The organism is Advenella mimigardefordensis DPN7, assembly GCF_000521505.1.
Lineage (GTDB): Bacteria > Pseudomonadota > Gammaproteobacteria > Burkholderiales > Burkholderiaceae_B > Advenella > Advenella mimigardefordensis.
Genome location: NZ_CP003915.1, coordinates 3,674,703 through 3,690,013, shown reverse-complemented (window position 1 = coordinate 3,690,013; position 15,311 = coordinate 3,674,703). Strand labels below are relative to the sequence as shown.

Here is a 15,311-nt window from a genome sequence, read left to right as displayed (position 1 = left end):
GGAGTTTAACTAAGATGAAAGTATGCCTTGTGACGTTAATCGCTGTCACTTGCGGATTAGCCGGATGTTCATCTGGTTCCAATTCGTTCAGGCGAGCAGATGAAAAACCGCCAGTGACGCAACCGGAAAAAACGATGCAGCTAGCCAGGAAGAGACGCCTGAATCCCCAGAGAGCAAGCCTGGTACAACGCCACCACCCGAGCCTGAGCCATCACCAGAGCCAGCACCTACACCTGAGCCGAAGCCTGCTGTGTTAGCGCTGGATGCTCGTGGCTTGAGTATGGTTCCTTCGGCCGAGGGAGGGAATACCTTTTCTCCCGTCAAGAACGAGACCAGCGGAATCGTACAATATATGAGCGGCCCGATACATTACAATTTGTCGGCTAACACGTCTGACAATAAATCCCTGCGCGATAGCACGGTGGCTGCCAATGTTCTGGCTAGCAGCACGCAGATTGATCCCGCTCAGGTACAGCATGTGGAATTGACGGGCGATGATGGGAGCGTCATGGGGCGCTTTCAGTTCGTCAATCAGGCCTATTCCAGCTATGGTACCTTCATGGCTGCCTTCAACGCGAATCCGTATGCTTATGCGGACGACGAGATCAGCAAAGAAGCACTCGCATTTTATGTCGCCCAGCCCACGACAATCGAACAGTTCAATCAACAGTCCGGTACGGCGACGTATACAGGACATGTGCTGGGTTACCGAGACGGTGTCAAAGGCAATACGCCGCAGGAGCAGGCCGTTGCCGATATTAACCTGAATGTGGATTTTGCAGAAAAAATGATCAGTGGGCGCGTAGTGGGAAATACGCGTTTCGATGGCCTGACAAAATATCACTGGCGGTATACGGATGACGATGACAATCCTACACAACGAGGGATCGCGTTGTCCAAGGTTGATCTGATTCTCAAACCTACGAAAATTGTTCAGTTCGAGAACGGTGCGGTGGGATTTGGCGGGATACCGGCAGAAGCCCCGGGTGAGTTCCCGCGCAGTATTACCGACAATGTGGCCGTGATGGACGGTGACACGGAGCAGACGATCACTCAGTATGGAGGGATCTTTGCTGGTCCTAATGCCGAAGAGGTCGTCGGCCAGATCGGCGGGGGAGAGGACCGTCTGATGTTCGGGGCAAGCCGCCGCTAAAACGCGGATTGAGACGACTACGATTCATTCATTTTTTTACAGATACTGTTTCAAGGCGCGCGAAGCCTTTGTGCTCGGCGCCTCGTCTACTCTTTTACCGATACAGGATTACGACATGCAACGATTGTCCTCCACTCCTCTGTCTGTGCTAACAGGCTTTATAAGTATGTGCGTAACAGGAGCGCATGCGCAAGCATTGACGGGCTTGCATAATCCGGACGTTCAGCAAGGCATGCAACTGACGCTGCAGCAACCTGCAAGCGTACTGAATGGGGAATTCTCTCCCATGGGGATATACGAAGCTGCCCACCCCGTTGTGCAAGGGGTCATTATTGTGCTGTTGCTGTGTTCCTTATTGACCTGGACGATTTGTGTGGTCAAGGCAGCACAACTGGCTCTGGCTACGCATCGTATCCGCAGGCAACAAAGATGGCTATCAGATATTCCTTCTCTGGCGCTGTGCCGAGACGTAGCCGGTCACTGGCGACGAACCCATGAGATGCCGCTGCTGGTTCGCGAAATAACTGATGAAATCACCTTGTCGTCGGGGGTTATCGATACCGACCTGAAAGATCGCATTGAATACCGATTGGCACGTCGGGCAGATCAGCAACTGCAGCGATTGCGGTACGGCATTGGTCCACTGGCAACGATTGGCTCCGTGGCCCCCTTTGTTGGCCTGTTCGGTACCGTCTGGGGCATTATGAATAGTTTTATTGGCATTGCCAGCGCCAAAAACGTCAGTCTTGCCGTGGTTGCACCGGGAATCGCCGAGGCCCTGTTTGCGACGGCTATTGGCCTGGTCGCAGCCATTCCCGCCGTGGTGCTGTACAACCTGTTTCTGCGCGGACTCAATCGCTATCAGGCGCAGCTGGGAAATCTGGTCGCGATGCTGTTCTTATTGTTCAAGCGTGACGTTTCTCTGGGGCGCTCCGTATTGGACCGGGAACAGGCCGAGGCACTGCGATCTGAGGCATTGAGGTAGGAATATGCGTATTCACGATATTGTGCAGCAGGAGTCGGAAATCAGTGACATTAACGTCACGCCCTTTATCGATGTGATGCTGGTGTTGTTGGTGATTTTCATGGTGGTGGTTCCTGTGGCGACCGTCAGCGTTCCGTTGACGCTACCCGTTGCCCGGGACAGTGTGCCACCTGCTCAGGAAAAGCCGGTCATGCTGTCGATGAATCGGCAACATGAACTGTATCTGGATGCTGAGCCTGTGCAGATGACAGAATTGGTCGACGGGTTGACGCAACGCACGCAAGGCAATCGTGAAACGATCGTTTTTCTGCAAATCGACAAGGAAGTTGCCTATGACCAGGTCATGCAATTGATGAATCTCCTGCGCCAGGCAGGATATCTTAAGCTGGGGCTGGTGGGCCTGGACGAGCAGGAAGCCGGCGATGCTAATTGATCCTCCGTCCTGGTTTGACCGCGGCGAAGTGCTGCGGTGGGCCGCAGGGCTATTGGTCGCGCTTGCCCTGCATCTGCTGGCGCTGTTTTTATGGGTGCGTGTCGGGCAAGCTCCTGTCATCCAGACGGCTCCTGCTGCTGTAATGATGCAGTTCTCGGCGCAGGCGCAATCCATCCGGATTCAACGTGTCCTGCCTGTCGGGCCGCCTCAGGTGGTGACGCCGAGTATGCGTTCTCAGCCAGACCCCCAGCCTGAGACGGCATCAGATACGCAGGTTAATGTGGATGATTCACCGCGGGCGTCGGAACCGGAAATCGTCGTGAAGCGTCAGCGTTCCCGACAGCGTAAGACGGCAGATAGAAAGGTGGAGAAGGTCACGAAGAAGGTGGTTCGGCATCGCCAAGAGCCCGATTCGGTCGCCGATGCAAACGCGCAGGCATCGGCCTCACGGACCGCTGTCGCGCCCCCGGGCGAGGCCAGCGAGATATCTGCCCCTTATGATAGCCAGAGTCGCGATACAGGCAATGACGATAGCTGGCAGGCACGTGTGTTAGGTTATCTGGCGCGCAATCATGGATATCCGGCGCAGGCACTGGCGGCACACATCGAGGGGGTTGTGCTGACTACCGTGACCATTGATCGTCAGGGGAATATACGTTCAGTGCAACTGAAACGCTCCAGCGGCCATGCCATACTGGACCGCCATGCCTTGCAGGCGATCAGACGCAAATCACCTATTCCCCGGCCACCCGCGCATATTATTCGCACGATGAATCAGTTGCGATTAAATATCCCGGTCGAGTTCAACGTCAGAGAATACCGGACACGTCAGCGGATGTGACGGACACCGGATTAATTTCATTTGTCATTCATTGCCATGTTGAGACGGATTCTGTCAGTCCTGTTGCCGATAATCAGTGTGAGTGCGCAGGCGCGCCAGCTACCGGTTCCTGCTGCGCTGATCCCGCAACAGCAGTTTGATGTGAACGCGGCCATGGTGTCCCCATTGCGGGATGAGCCCGGGAACGGTGCTGATACTGCAATGCGGACACCGCGCACGTTGCGACTCGGTGCCGCCGAATTGTCCCGTTATCCCGGGCTGCTTTTCAAGGTGCTGTTACAGGCGCTTTCGGCCAATCAGGAAGAGGTCGTGCTGAAATTATTACCGTATTATCGGCAGCAGCCTGACGCCGATGCCCGCCTGATTCAGTGGGGAGAGGCGATGATGGCACGCAGACAACGGCGTTATGACGAGTCGATCCGGATGTATCGCGATACGCTCGCGCGTGAACCGCAGAACCTGCCGGTGCGCATGCAACTGGCTACGACTCTGTTTCTGAACCATGAGGACGAGGCGGCGCTGGACCAGTTCGAGCGGATTCGCGCCATGAATTTACCCGCTTCGGCAACACATGCAGTGAATCGTTATATTGAGGCTGTTCACCAACGGGATCAATGGGACATCAGCGGCGGGCTGTCGTATATCCGGGATGATAACGTCAACAATGCTCCCAGGCCGGATACAACGCTTTATGGTTTTCGTGCATGGGAGCCGGAATCCGCCTCCGGTGCACAATACCGGATACAACTGGGGCGCCGCTTGCCTCTGCGAAACCAATACTATAACCGTGTTGATATCGAGACCGGTGGCAAGCAGTACTTCTCAAATCGACAATATAGTGAATCGAATGCAACTGTCAGTTGGTCGCTCGGCGGGCAGACCGGTAACCGCGATATTCGTTTGGGCCCGATGTACGAAAAGAAGTGGTATGCAGGCGGGCGGGCAACGAGCGATTCTCTGAAACAATATTCCGCCTTTACCGGGCTGGCGCTGCAGGCCAGTTACTGGTTCAATTCACACTGGCAGTGGCGCACGCAACTGCAATGGGGGCGGGAGCGCTTTAATCGCCAATCGTACCTGGATGGAACCACGTTGCTCTGGTCGAACACAGCTTTCTATCTGAGCAGTGCAGCCCGGTTCTGGAATGCCGGGGTGGATTATTATCGCAAGGGCGCCCGGGACAAGGCGCATGCTTTCCACTTGTGGAACGCACGGGCAGGGTGGGGCCAGGACTGGCCGCTGGGAATATCGACTTATTTACAGATCAGTTATAGCCAGCGCAAATACGAGGGGTACCGGCTGTTTCTTGCGCAAAGGCAGAAAAACAAGGAAACCGTTGCGCAGTTGTCAGTCTGGCACCGTGGTCTGCACTTTCTCGGCTTTACGCCGCGCCTGACGTTCAGTTATCAATCCGTGCGTAGCAATCATGCCTTTTACCAGTTCGATAAATCCCGCGTCTTTGTTGACGTGAGCCGACGGTTTTGAAGATGTAGTGTTCGAGATGGGCGACTGATCTGTAAGACCCGGTTAGGTGAGTCGTATCCATCTTGCCTGGAATTATTTTTTTGATAACATTTTTCGTTGTTCGTATTACTGTAAGAAGTGTGGAGCGTGGAATAGTCCCGATTATTGGTCCAGCACGCGTCTGCGTACCTGATCATTCTTGTTGTTCAGAGCGTCAATCGGTGTAGGAATACACCAGACAGGGTTACAATCAGTTTTTTGCAAAAACGCGCATAACATCGTAAAAAACGTGAGTATTTTTACGTTTTGTCTGTAAACTGCGACCTATTCTAAACATACGACGTCTCGCTGACCGGATCCTTCTTATGGAACCGACGCCCGGCTCGTGTGTGCTTGTTATCTAAGGAAATTCAATGGCTCTTCAATGTGGGATTGTCGGACTGCCCAACGTGGGCAAATCCACGCTCTTTAACGCCCTGACCAAAGCGGGCATCGCGGCGGAAAACTATCCGTTCTGCACCATCGAACCCAACGTCGGGATCGTTGAAGTGCCCGATGATCGTCTGAATAAGCTGGCCGAGGTGGTCAAGCCTGAGCGCATTCTGCCAGCCACCGTTGAGTTTGTGGACATTGCCGGCCTGGTGGCAGGCGCCTCCAAGGGTGAGGGCCTGGGCAACCAGTTTCTGGCCAATATCCGTGAAACGGATGCAATTGTTCATGTGGTGCGCTGCTTTGAAGATGAAAACGTCATTCACGTGGCGGGTCAGGTCAATCCTATTTCCGATATCGAAGTGATCAATACTGAGCTGGCGCTGGCCGATATGGCCTCCGCCGAAAAGGCCTTGTTACGCGCCCAGAAAACGGGCCGTGCCGGCGATAAGGATGCGCAGAAACTGGCGGCGCTGCTGGAAAAAATCATTCCGGTGCTGAATGAAGCCCGCACCATTCGCTCCATGAACCTGGACAAGGAAGACCTGGACCTGATCAAGCCATTCTGTTTCATTACGGCCAAGTCTGCCATGTATGTGGCAAACGTGAAAGAAGATGGTTTTACCGACAACCCGCATCTGGCCGCCGTGCAGGAGTTTGCTGCTAAGGAAAATGCACCTGTCGTGGCCGTATGTGCCGCGATCGAAGCAGAAATTGCCGATCTGGACGATGAAGATAAAAATGTTTTCCTGGCCGATATGGGCATGGAAGAGCCTGGCCTGAACCGCGTGATTCGCGTTGCTTTCCGTCTGCTGGGTCTGCAAACCTACTTTACCGCCGGCGTGAAAGAAGTACGCGCCTGGACGATTCATGTGGGCGACACCGCTCCGCGCGCCGCTGCAGCGATTCATACCGACTTCGAACGCGGTTTTATCCGTGCCCAGACCATTGCCTATGAAGATTTTATTACGCATAAAGGCGAGCAGGGTGCCAAGGAAGCCGGCAAAATGCGCGCTGAGGGTAAGGAGTATGTGGTCAAGGACGGGGACGTGCTGAATTTCCTTTTCAACGTCTGACGATTTTTGATGGATCCAGGTGGCGCCGAAAACCGAACTGCTAGCCGCGCTCCAGGCCACCAGCGGGGTGACAGAATGAGCGAAAAGCCCCTGTCCCTGGTCCCCGCTCCTGAGGGTTACGCCAACTGGTTGAGCGAGCTGAAGAATTGCATCTGCAGTGCCCGGCAGCGGGCCGCACTAGTAGTCAACCGCGAACTGATTATGCTCTACTGGCAGATCGGCTGTGACATTCTGCAACGGCAGGCCGAGCAGGGCTGGGGAGCTAAGGTCATTGTGCGGTTGGCGCACGACCTCAGGACAATTTTTCCCGAGATGAAGGGCTTTTCTCGCGCCAACCTGATGTACATGCGATCCTTCGCCGACGCCTGGCCGGACAATTGCCCTGGGGCCACAACTGATGTTGCTGGTCAGGCAGAAGCAGCCAGAGCAACGCCTGGCCTACGCCCAGCGCGCCGGGGGCTCCGTAATGTTTTGAACCACGAAGACTGGAAGAAAATGGAAATAATGGAGGCTGTCGATCGCGTACTGAAGATGGTTGTGCGTGTGCTGAATCCCGTCAGCTTAATTCAGACGGTCTGTGATGTTTCAGCCAGTCTTTCAGCGCGTCGTTTAAACGGGTCTGCCAGCCAGACCCTGTAGCCTTGAACGACGAAATAATGTCGTTGTCCAAACGTACAGTCAATTGGGTTTTCTGGCCACTTCCGACAGGACGACCGCGCAGATTCAACTTGACTGGTTTCAGGTGTTCAAACCCGTCCCTCGGATCAAAGGTATCAGGATCCTGATCAATCCCACGTTCGATAGCCTCGTCTTCTTCCTGCATCGGTACGATTGTCTTCAATTTATGTTTTACCATAGCGTTTAACCTTTCTGCAGCCAAGATATAGCTATACCGCTCTTAGTCACAATTATTGTAGTTACGTTTAATCGAAGGATCAATAATATCGGTAGCGATATTTATCCAGCCCTTTTTGTATCCAGGTGTATCGACGCTCTCCAATCCTTAACCGTATCTAACGTTTACCCCTCAAATCCCTTTACATTCCGTTCACAATACAGTGGTATAGTAAAAAGTCCTCTTCTTACTCACTTAAGGAAAGATCATGGGAATTCTGGATGCAGTCAATGCTGTACTGGGCGGCGGCAAAAAGCCTGAAGAGCAGCCACAAAACGAACAAACACAGGATGGTCAGGTCGCATCCGGCCAGGTGCCGGCAGATCAGGCACCGGCAACGCAGCAGGAGGATATGGGCGGTCTGGGTGGCATAGTGGGTGGCCTTGGCAACGGGATCAACCTGGGCTCGCTTAGCGCACTTTTACCGGTGATTTTGTCTGTGATCAATAACCAGCAGGGCGGCCTTGGCGGGCTGGCTGAGAAATTCCAGCGCGGTGGCCTGGGTGATATTTTCAATTCGTGGGTTAATCAGGGTGAAAACCGGGAAATTTCCCCGCAGCAGGTGGATACCGCGCTAGGATCAGAGACGGTCGATAGCATCGCCCAGCAATCTGGTCAGTCACGTGACGATATTCTGGGATCATTGTCCGGGATTCTGCCGCATCTGGTTGATACATCCACACCAAATGGCCAGATTCCGGCCGACGGACAGGCGCGTGGCGAGAACGAAGTGCTCAATTCGCTTTCCTCGCTGTTCAAATAGTCCTGTTCTGCCTGCATTCGAATGCCATATCTGTTAGCATAAACATAATAATAGCCCGATAAATCCAGACTGGCGGATTCGCAGGCACAGCACGAAAGTGCATGATAGCGAGCTCAACCGGCAGGCGCTGCATCTTTTTTGAAAGATTGCATCGCCTGCGACATGCATTGCATGATGGGTATGCCCATATGCAGGCATGTCACCGGTCTTGTGTCGCACACGTTGCTGATCCAGATGAAGCCATCATGGCCGGATGGGCCGCATGCTTGTGTGGTAATAATCAGGCATGAGGCAGGACGGTTTGGCAGTGCCCGCGGCGCTTGTCGGCTGAACACCGGGGCATGCCGTTGCCTGTCGGCTGCGTTTATCGGAATGACAGACGGTCCTTGAGCGGGCTGTTCCCACTGATTATGAATGAGAGATCAAGCCGCCCATGAAAGTCTGGCTTAAAAGAATTTTGATTGGCCTTGTGGTGCTGATGCTGTTTGCCTTTGTGGGCGCAGCCGTCTTTTTACTGACGTTCGATCCGAACGCCTATAAACACAAGATCGAAAGCATTGTGCAGGAACGCTACAACCGCACCATGGTCATCGAGGGGGATCTGGAACTCTCCCTGTTCCCGCGTATTGGCCTGTCGGTTCGAAAAATATCCCTGTCCGAGCCTAATTCCACCACCACGTTCGCGTCGATCGACAGCGCCCGCTTTGCCGTGGCCATTTGGCCGTTGATATCCAACCGTCTGGTGGTCGATCATGTTGCCGTTTCCGGCCTGAAATCCTGGATTGTTCGGGATGAAAAAGGTACGTTCAACTTTGAAGATTTGCTGACGCAGGATGCGCCACCTGCCGTCGTAGCGGAAGATCCGCGTTTTAAAAGTGACGAAGTCCGTCCGGCACCGGCCGCAGCGTCCGACAGCAATAGCGTATTGCCACAGCCCAGGAAGGCTGATTTCAAAATCGATATTGCCGGGCTTGAGGTGCAAAACGGTGCCATTTTCTATAAGGACAGGCTGAACAATCTGGATATGCGTCTGAACAAGATGGCGGTCAATACCGGCAGGGTTACCTTCGATCAGCCTTTCGATGTGTCCGTAACGGGTAATCTGGAAGGCGCCAGGCCGGTTGCCAATGCCAGCGTGAATATTCAGGGTCTGGTCAAGCTGGATCCGGTCACTAAGCTCTATTCGGCCCGGAATCTGGAAGCCAATGTCAAAGGTGTCGTGGGTAGTGTGGACGTGCAAACCGGCACGCTGACCGGCGATTTTCAGGTGGATAGTTTTGCACACGCGCTCACCGGATCGGGTATTGATCTGACGATTGCCGGTAAGGGCGCCAAAGGCACCGGTCTGCGCAATCTGGAGATGAGTCTGGCGGCGCCCAAGCTGAACTTCGACTCCACCGCGCCCCTGCTGCAGATGACCAATTTTGCCGTCAAGGGAACGGCTTCGGATGAAGACGACGAGAGTTATGAGTGGGTACTCAATACGCCCGCTCTGGATATTTCACCTACGGGAGCCGGTGGCCGGCCGCTGACTGGTTCCGTCCGAATCAAAGGCAAGGAACAGTTTGGTGTCAATTTCCGCATGGAAGGCATCAGCGGCACATCCGATGCCCTGAGTGTGGCTCAGGTCAAGCTGGATGGGGTGTATGCCCGTGCGAATAACCGTGCGGTCAATTTCAACCTTTCTTCCCCCGCCAAAATGGATCTGGCGCGCCGCCTGGTTGCGCTCTCGGCCATGAGCGGCAATGTGGTGCTCAAGGATGCGGAAACCCGGGAGCAGACGATCCCGGTGATTGGTACTTTCAGCGCTGATTTCCTCAAAAGTATTGCAAGTTTTAAGGCTGATGCGGTTATCAATTCCGGTAAATTCAGTTTTGATGGCAATATATCCCGGTTTGATGAGCCATACGTGCACTTTGCCGTGGGCGCCGATTCGGTCAACCTGGATGAGCTGATTGATAACGTGTCGGGCGCGACCACAACCGCATCTGCTAACGCGACGCCACCGGCCGCAGAGAACGCCAAGGCGCCCGCTGCGCCAGCCGCCGCTGACAGCAAACCCACCACGACCGCGGTGCGCAATCTGGTCAGCGACCTGATGGGATCGCTTATCGGGTCCGGCACTGCCAGCCTGAAACAGATCACGTACCATGGCGTGGTGTACAACGATGTGACGGCGGCGCTCAATTTCACCAGGGACCAGTTGGGTATTACGGATATCAAGTCCAGTATTTTTGACGGGCAGGTGCAGGGCGATGCGCTGATCAATATGAAGGACGACGAAGTCACCACCAAACTCAATTTCCAGGACGTGTCCATTGAGCCGCTGCTCAAGGGGCTGGGAGTGAATCCGGTGATGACGGGTACGGGCACCTTTGCCCTGGTTTTTGCCTCCAGGAACGCGCCCGAAGGCGCCAGCTGGCTCACCAATGCCACGGGTTCGCTTGAAGGCGAGGCCAGGAATGGCACGATCAGTGGCTTCGATCTGACGCCAGTGCTGGCCGATCCCGCAGCGTATGCCAATAATATTGAACAGGCAGGCGCCTGGAAGTTTGATCCGGCCGCCAAAACCCCGTATAGCACGCTAAAAACCAGGCTGGTGCTGGACAAAGGCGAAGTGCATTTTGCGAACTTCAGCCTGCTCACCGATCCTTTGCTGATTCAGGCCGATGATAATCTGGCGATGTACAATCTGGCGAATAATCAGTTTTCCTTCCCCGGCAAGTTTGTGACGCGCCAGCCTGTCACCCTGAATCAGGACGGGCTGCGTCTGAGCATCAAGCAGGTCACCTTGCCTTTTGAACTGACCGGTTCGCCCGATGGTGCGCAATTGAAAGTCAAATGGCAGCGCCTGAATAATTCGCCGCTGGGGCAGTTCGTCAAACAGCGCAAGGATAAAGAAGCAGAGGCGCAAAAACAGGCGGCCGAGCAGGCTGCCGCACAACAGGCCGTAGAGTCCGAGACCCCAGCGCCGCCGGCTCCGGCATCAGGCGCGGATCAGCCTGCATCAGGCGCCACGCCGGCTGCCCCAGAAGCGGGAACAAATGGCGGCAATGCGGCGCCGGGCGACGCAGCGCCTGCAGCGCCGGCTTCATCCGGGGCACCGGCAACTGGAGAAAAACCGGCCACTGAAGCCGCTCCAGCGGCGGCACCGACGCCCGCTCCCGCCAAATAGCGCGGCCTTTTTCTGCTCTAACCATACAAATTCACGGCTTTTATCTCTTTTCGACTCGGCATCATGACCACATCAGATTTTCAACCTATTTATCAATGCCCGGCCATTGCCGGACCGGTGAAACCTGCGGCACAGCTGCGCTGGCTGCTTGTGGATGAGCAATCCCAGGCGCTTGACCGGAACGATCCGACATTGCAGCAGATTGAGCTGTCCGTCCGTTTTGATTACCTGGTCATTCGTGCGCCTGGCATGCTGCGGCTGGATATCCCGGTGGATGTGCTGGAAGATGATGAAGAGGCGTTTGAAGAGGCGCGGCTTGACGGGCGCGCCTTGCGTGTAGTCAGTGAAGGGCAGTTGGCCGATGCCTGGTTCAGCAAGCTGCTGGAACGGCCTGTTCGGCTGGTTAAATTGCATCCCGAAGAGAATCTGACTGCTTAATGCGTTATATTGCCGGTCATGCTCATGCTGGCATCGCAAGGGCAGGCACGGAATCAGGCTTTGAGGGCGTTAACGGCGATGTGGCGTGCCCGCTTCATACACTTAATGCTTAGCAGGCGGCGATACGGGTTTGGTCAGGCCGCGGCTGTCAGCTTATAGTACTTGGCCATGAGGGTATCCTGGGACTCTTTCCATTGCGGATTGATCTCTATACACTCAACAGGACAGACCACCTGGCATTGCGGCTCATCATGGTGCCCGACGCATTCGGTGCACTTGGCAGGGTCAATTTCATAGAAATCCACACCCATATAGATGGCTTCATTGGGACATTGCGGTTCGCAGACGTCACAGTTGATGCATTCATCGGTAATTAGCAGGGCCATAATCTTTCCGGCGTATTCGTTTATATACACTGACAGTGTACGCCAATGTCAGGGTAAATACCTGAAAACAGGCAAGCGTAGCAGGGTTAATAAACTGCGCGTTCGCGCCCCTTCGAGGGAGCGTTTGCCCGAGGACTGAGCCAACGCCGCCTACAGCGCCTTTGCGGACACCGCAGGGGTACGCTCTGGCGGGCTTAATTTATTCGCTTTTGGGCGTCTGTGCGTTTTTGGCAGCCAGACGGGCCTGGGATTTTTCCTGCAGCCAGCGCTCAACCGACGGGAAAACGAATTTGCCCACCTCTCCGCCAAGCAGGGCGATTTCACGGACAAAGGTGCCGGAGATAAACTGATACTGGTCGGATGGTGTCATAAACAGTGTTTCTACATCCGGCAGCAGGTGGCGATTCATGCCGGCCATCTGGAATTCGTATTCGAAGTCGGATACGGCACGCAGGCCGCGAACAATGATGCGGGCGTCTTCCTGACGTACAAAATCCTTGAGCAGACCACCGAAACTTTTTACCGAGACATTGGGATAGTGACCCAATACCTCTTCGGCAATTTGCAAGCGCTCTTCGATGGTAAACAGTGGATTCTTTCCGGCGCTGATGGCCACGCCAACCACAACATGATCAAACAGACCGGCTGCGCGCCGGACCAGATCCTCGTGTCCACGGGTGAGAGGATCAAATGTCCCTGGGTATACAGCAGTGATCATCATGAGCTCCGTTTGCTCCCGATCGATGCCGGGAAAGAGGCCGACAAAACGGCCCGAGCGTTTAAAGGAACGTCGATTATAAGGTATTTACTCGTTGTTGTGCGGTGCAATAACGTGTTCGTGTAACTGATAGTACACTTGCCCGGCTTTGCCCTGGCGGATAGTCGGGAAGTTCGGCCCCGGGTCTTCGGGCTGATCCGACTCAATGTAAACCAGGCCGCCGGGTTTGACAATAGCGGGCAGAAAAGGAAAGATCCGGTCAAAAAGCTTGCCGGCAAAAGGCGGGTCCAGCATCACCAGGTCAAAGCGGGAAGCATCCATGCGTTTTAACATCAGAAACGCGTCGGCGCTGTTGATGCGCACCTGGCTGGCCTGCAATTTATCACGTGTGGCGCGCAGGGTGGCCAGCGCAGCCGGATTAGTTTCAGCCATCTGAACATGCGCGACACCGCGCGATGCCGCTTCGAAACCCAGCGCGCCGGTGCCGGCGAACAGGTCCAGTACCGATTTGTCGTCGAACCTGCCGTCCCACAGATAGGTCAGCCAGTTAAACAGCGTTTCCCGGATACGGTCTGAGGAGGGGCGCAGGCCGTCGGCATCGACCACGGGAATCTGCGAGCGTCGATATTGACCACCAATAATTCGAATGGACTGGCGTTTGCCGGATGTGCCTGAGTGGCGGTTTGCTGGTTTCATCATTGTGACGACGTACACTGTTAAAATAGAAGATCCTATTGATATTGTAGTATTCACTTTCCTGCGACAACCTATGTTCAGTTTTTTCAAACGTAAAAGAAAACCAGCGAGCCAGTTGAAAAGCCCGTAGAACCGGCGCTTGAGACCCGCCAGCCCGAGACGCTTGAAGAAGGGGCTGCACTTATGCCAGCGCCGGAGCATACGATCGAGCCCGAACCGGCAGAACCCGAACAGGCCCCTGAGGATATATCGCCTGCACCGGTGGTGCCTGCCAAGGAGCCCGTTGTACCTGAACCTTCTGTCAGCGAGCCTGCTGCAACTGAACCACCCATTGAACCGCCGGTACAGACGGCACCAGCTCAGCCATTGCCGGAGCAGGCGCATGCGACATCGGTGTCGGCTGCGTTGCCGGTCGCACCCGCTGTTGCTCCCACTGCTAAGCCTGCCGCCCCGTCTCTGCCGCCGCAAGCACAGCGCACGGTGCAGTCCGCGCCAGCCGCTCCACCGGTGCATGTGGATCTGACCGAAAAAGCCGCAACCCTGAAAAAGCCCATGGACGCGGTGCTGTCGCCGTCAGTCCCCTCCGTGCCACCCGTGCTCGCGCCCAAAGCGCCTGCCGCCCCGGCAACGCCAGAGGTACGCGAAGCGCCAGTGCCGCCAGCGGCGTCTCAGGCGCCAGCAGTGCCTCAGGCTTCTGCAACACCAGAGGCATCGGCCGCGGCAACACCTGCCGTGCCGACACCGACACCGGCAGCGACCGACACGGCACAGCGCCCCAAATCTGATCGCAAGTCCTGGCTGGCTCGCCTGAAAGACGGCCTGTCCAGAACCGGTTCGAATATCAGCTCGCTGTTTATCGGCGTCAAAGTAGACGAAAATCTCTTCGAAGAACTGGAAACCGCGCTGATTATGGCCGATGCCGGGATGGAAGCGACCGAATCGCTGCTGGGCAAGCTGCGCCAGAAAGTGAAAAAAGAACGTATTGAAGATGCGCAAACTGTTAAGCACGCACTGCGCGATCTGCTGGCCGAACATTTGACCCCGCTGGAAAAGTCGTTCGATGCCGGTAACGGGCAGACGCGTGTCGTCATGATTGCGGGTGTGAATGGTGCGGGTAAAACCACTTCAATTGGCAAACTGGCGCACCATTTCCAGGCGCAGGGACACAGTGTGCTGCTGGCGGCGGGCGATACCTTCCGTGCGGCCGCGCGTGAGCAGCTGATTGAATGGGGATCGCGCAACAATGTTGCCGTGATTGCCCAGGACGGCGGTGACCCGGCGGCGGTAGCCTTTGATGCAGTGAATGCCGGACGGGCGCGCAAGGCGTCGATTGTCATGGTCGATACGGCCGGACGGTTGCCCACACAGTTGCATCTGATGGAAGAGCTCAAGAAAATCAAACGTGTGATCGGCAAAGCCGATGGCGAGGCACCCCACGAGGTGCTGCTGGTGGTGGACGGCAATACCGGCCAGAACGCCATTTCGCAGATCAAGGCCTTTGATGCAGCCCTCACGCTGACCGGGCTGGTGGTTACCAAGCTGGATGGGACAGCCAAAGGCGGTACGCTGGCCGCTGTCGCGGCAGGTAGCCAGGGCGTGCGGCCGATACCGGTTTACTGGATCGGCGTGGGCGAATCGCTGCAGGATCTGCAACCTTTCGTCGCCTCTGAATTTGCGGGCGCATTGCTGGGCGATTAATCAGCCAACGCTCCACCGGCCAAGGCTCAACCGGCCAAACGGTCAACCAGCCAAACACTTGATCAGCCCAAAACGACACCCTGCAGACCCGGATACATTTTCCGGGCGTGCAGGGTGTTTTTTGTCCGCACTTGTGAACGGGTATGGAAAAGTTGGACACA

General features: G+C 55.5%; 14 protein-coding genes and 1 pseudogene. 11 read left to right on the top strand and 4 right to left on the bottom strand.

Translation table 11 applies throughout. The features are described from left to right. Window positions 1-274 precede the first annotated feature (274 nt). The 7 genes and pseudogenes from MIM_RS17050 to MIM_RS17020 form a co-directional block, all read left to right on the top strand. Window positions 275-1,153, top strand: a complete 879-nt coding sequence (locus MIM_RS17050; RefSeq protein ID WP_144084673.1) for a transferrin-binding protein-like solute binding protein — start codon at window positions 275-277, stop codon at window positions 1,151-1,153. A 166-nt stretch (window positions 1,154-1,319) separates the two neighbouring features. After that, window positions 1,320-2,138 carry a tonB-system energizer ExbB gene (gene exbB, locus MIM_RS17045; protein ID WP_025373970.1) on the top strand — a complete coding sequence of 273 codons (819 nt, stop codon included), beginning with the start codon at window positions 1,320-1,322 and terminating at the stop codon, window positions 2,136-2,138. A gap of 4 nt (window positions 2,139-2,142) precedes the next feature. Further along, on the top strand, window positions 2,143-2,571 hold the full coding sequence (locus MIM_RS17040) for a biopolymer transporter ExbD (protein WP_025373969.1): 429 nt from the start codon (window positions 2,143-2,145) through the stop codon (window positions 2,569-2,571). Next, window positions 2,561-3,412 carry an energy transducer TonB family protein gene (locus tag MIM_RS17035; protein WP_025373968.1) on the top strand — a complete coding sequence of 284 codons (852 nt, stop codon included), beginning with the start codon at window positions 2,561-2,563 and terminating at the stop codon, window positions 3,410-3,412. Before MIM_RS17040 ends, MIM_RS17035 begins: the two co-directional genes overlap by 11 nt. A 21-nt stretch (window positions 3,413-3,433) precedes the next feature. Continuing rightward, complete coding sequence (locus MIM_RS17030; protein WP_025373967.1) at window positions 3,434-4,897, top strand: surface lipoprotein assembly modifier; 1,464 nt, start codon at window positions 3,434-3,436, stop codon at window positions 4,895-4,897. A gap of 392 nt (window positions 4,898-5,289) precedes the next feature. Further along, window positions 5,290-6,381, top strand: coding sequence for a redox-regulated ATPase YchF (ychF, locus tag MIM_RS17025; RefSeq protein WP_025373966.1), 1,092 nt, complete (start codon window positions 5,290-5,292; stop codon window positions 6,379-6,381). Window positions 6,382-6,456: 75 nt separating this feature from the next. Next, window positions 6,457-6,835: pseudogene (locus MIM_RS17020) on the top strand (DUF1016 N-terminal domain-containing protein); the annotation flags it as partial. Window positions 6,836-6,937: 102 nt separating this feature from the next. Here the strand turns inward: MIM_RS17020 and MIM_RS17015 are convergent. Beyond that, complete coding sequence (locus MIM_RS17015; protein WP_245592882.1) at window positions 6,938-7,204, bottom strand: BrnA antitoxin family protein; 267 nt, start codon at window positions 7,202-7,204, stop codon at window positions 6,938-6,940. 280 nt (window positions 7,205-7,484) lie between these two features. On the opposite strand from MIM_RS17015, the gene MIM_RS17010 reads away from it, so the two are divergent. The 3 genes from MIM_RS17010 (at window position 7,485) to MIM_RS16995 (ending at window position 11,652) form a co-directional block, all read left to right on the top strand. After that, the gene (locus tag MIM_RS17010) at window positions 7,485-8,039 is read left to right on the top strand and encodes a YidB family protein (RefSeq protein ID WP_084459023.1); all 555 of its coding nucleotides are present in this window, start codon (window positions 7,485-7,487) and stop codon (window positions 8,037-8,039) included. 433 nt (window positions 8,040-8,472) lie between these two features. Then, window positions 8,473-11,214, top strand: a complete 2,742-nt coding sequence (locus MIM_RS17000; protein ID WP_025373962.1) for an AsmA family protein — start codon at window positions 8,473-8,475, stop codon at window positions 11,212-11,214. A 63-nt stretch (window positions 11,215-11,277) separates the two neighbouring features. Then, window positions 11,278-11,652 carry an MOSC N-terminal beta barrel domain-containing protein gene (locus MIM_RS16995; RefSeq protein WP_025373961.1) on the top strand — a complete coding sequence of 125 codons (375 nt, stop codon included), beginning with the start codon at window positions 11,278-11,280 and terminating at the stop codon, window positions 11,650-11,652. A 134-nt stretch (window positions 11,653-11,786) separates the two neighbouring features. On the opposite strand, the gene MIM_RS16990 is transcribed toward MIM_RS16995, so the two are convergent. The 3 genes from MIM_RS16990 to MIM_RS16980 all read right to left on the bottom strand — a co-directional run bounded on the left by MIM_RS16990 (window position 11,787) and on the right by MIM_RS16980 (window position 13,452). Then, complete coding sequence (locus tag MIM_RS16990; protein WP_025373960.1) at window positions 11,787-12,038, bottom strand: YfhL family 4Fe-4S dicluster ferredoxin; 252 nt, start codon at window positions 12,036-12,038, stop codon at window positions 11,787-11,789. Window positions 12,039-12,237: 199 nt separating this feature from the next. Next, on the bottom strand, window positions 12,238-12,756 hold the full coding sequence (coaD, locus tag MIM_RS16985; protein WP_025373959.1) for a pantetheine-phosphate adenylyltransferase: 519 nt from the start codon (window positions 12,754-12,756) through the stop codon (window positions 12,238-12,240). Window positions 12,757-12,843: 87 nt separating this feature from the next. Next, entirely contained in the window at window positions 12,844-13,452 is a 609-nt protein-coding gene (locus MIM_RS16980; protein ID WP_025373958.1) for an RsmD family RNA methyltransferase, read from the bottom strand. 552 nt (window positions 13,453-14,004) lie between these two features. On the opposite strand from MIM_RS16980, the gene ftsY reads away from it, so the two are divergent. Beyond that, window positions 14,005-15,150: a signal recognition particle-docking protein FtsY gene (gene ftsY, locus MIM_RS16975; protein ID WP_084459112.1), complete on the top strand. Its 1,146-nt coding sequence runs from the start codon at window positions 14,005-14,007 to the stop codon at window positions 15,148-15,150. The last annotated feature ends 161 nt before the right edge of the window (window positions 15,151-15,311 follow it).

What these genes read in the sequence shown, in the direction of transcription:
- exbB (WP_025373970.1), top strand. Translation starts at nt 1,320, where the DNA reads ATGTGCGTAACAGGAGCGCATGCGCAAGCATTGACGGGCTTGCATAAT.
- MIM_RS17040 (WP_025373969.1), top strand. Translation starts at nt 2,143, where the DNA reads ATGCGTATTCACGATATTGTGCAGCAGGAGTCGGAAATCAGTGACATT.
- MIM_RS17035 (WP_025373968.1), top strand. Translation starts at nt 2,561, where the DNA reads ATGCTAATTGATCCTCCGTCCTGGTTTGACCGCGGCGAAGTGCTGCGG.
- ychF (WP_025373966.1), top strand. Translation starts at nt 5,290, where the DNA reads ATGGCTCTTCAATGTGGGATTGTCGGACTGCCCAACGTGGGCAAATCC.
- MIM_RS17015 (WP_245592882.1), bottom strand. Translation starts at nt 7,204, where the DNA reads ATGCAGGAAGAAGACGAGGCTATCGAACGTGGGATTGATCAGGATCCT.
- MIM_RS17010 (WP_084459023.1), top strand. Translation starts at nt 7,485, where the DNA reads ATGGGAATTCTGGATGCAGTCAATGCTGTACTGGGCGGCGGCAAAAAG.
- MIM_RS17000 (WP_025373962.1), top strand. Translation starts at nt 8,473, where the DNA reads ATGAAAGTCTGGCTTAAAAGAATTTTGATTGGCCTTGTGGTGCTGATG.
- MIM_RS16995 (WP_025373961.1), top strand. Translation starts at nt 11,278, where the DNA reads ATGACCACATCAGATTTTCAACCTATTTATCAATGCCCGGCCATTGCC.
- MIM_RS16990 (WP_025373960.1), bottom strand. Translation starts at nt 12,038, where the DNA reads ATGGCCCTGCTAATTACCGATGAATGCATCAACTGTGACGTCTGCGAA.
- coaD (WP_025373959.1), bottom strand. Translation starts at nt 12,756, where the DNA reads ATGATCACTGCTGTATACCCAGGGACATTTGATCCTCTCACCCGTGGA.
- MIM_RS16980 (WP_025373958.1), bottom strand. Translation starts at nt 13,452, where the DNA reads ATGAAACCAGCAAACCGCCACTCAGGCACATCCGGCAAACGCCAGTCC.
- ftsY (WP_084459112.1), top strand. Translation starts at nt 14,005, where the DNA reads ATGGACGCGGTGCTGTCGCCGTCAGTCCCCTCCGTGCCACCCGTGCTC.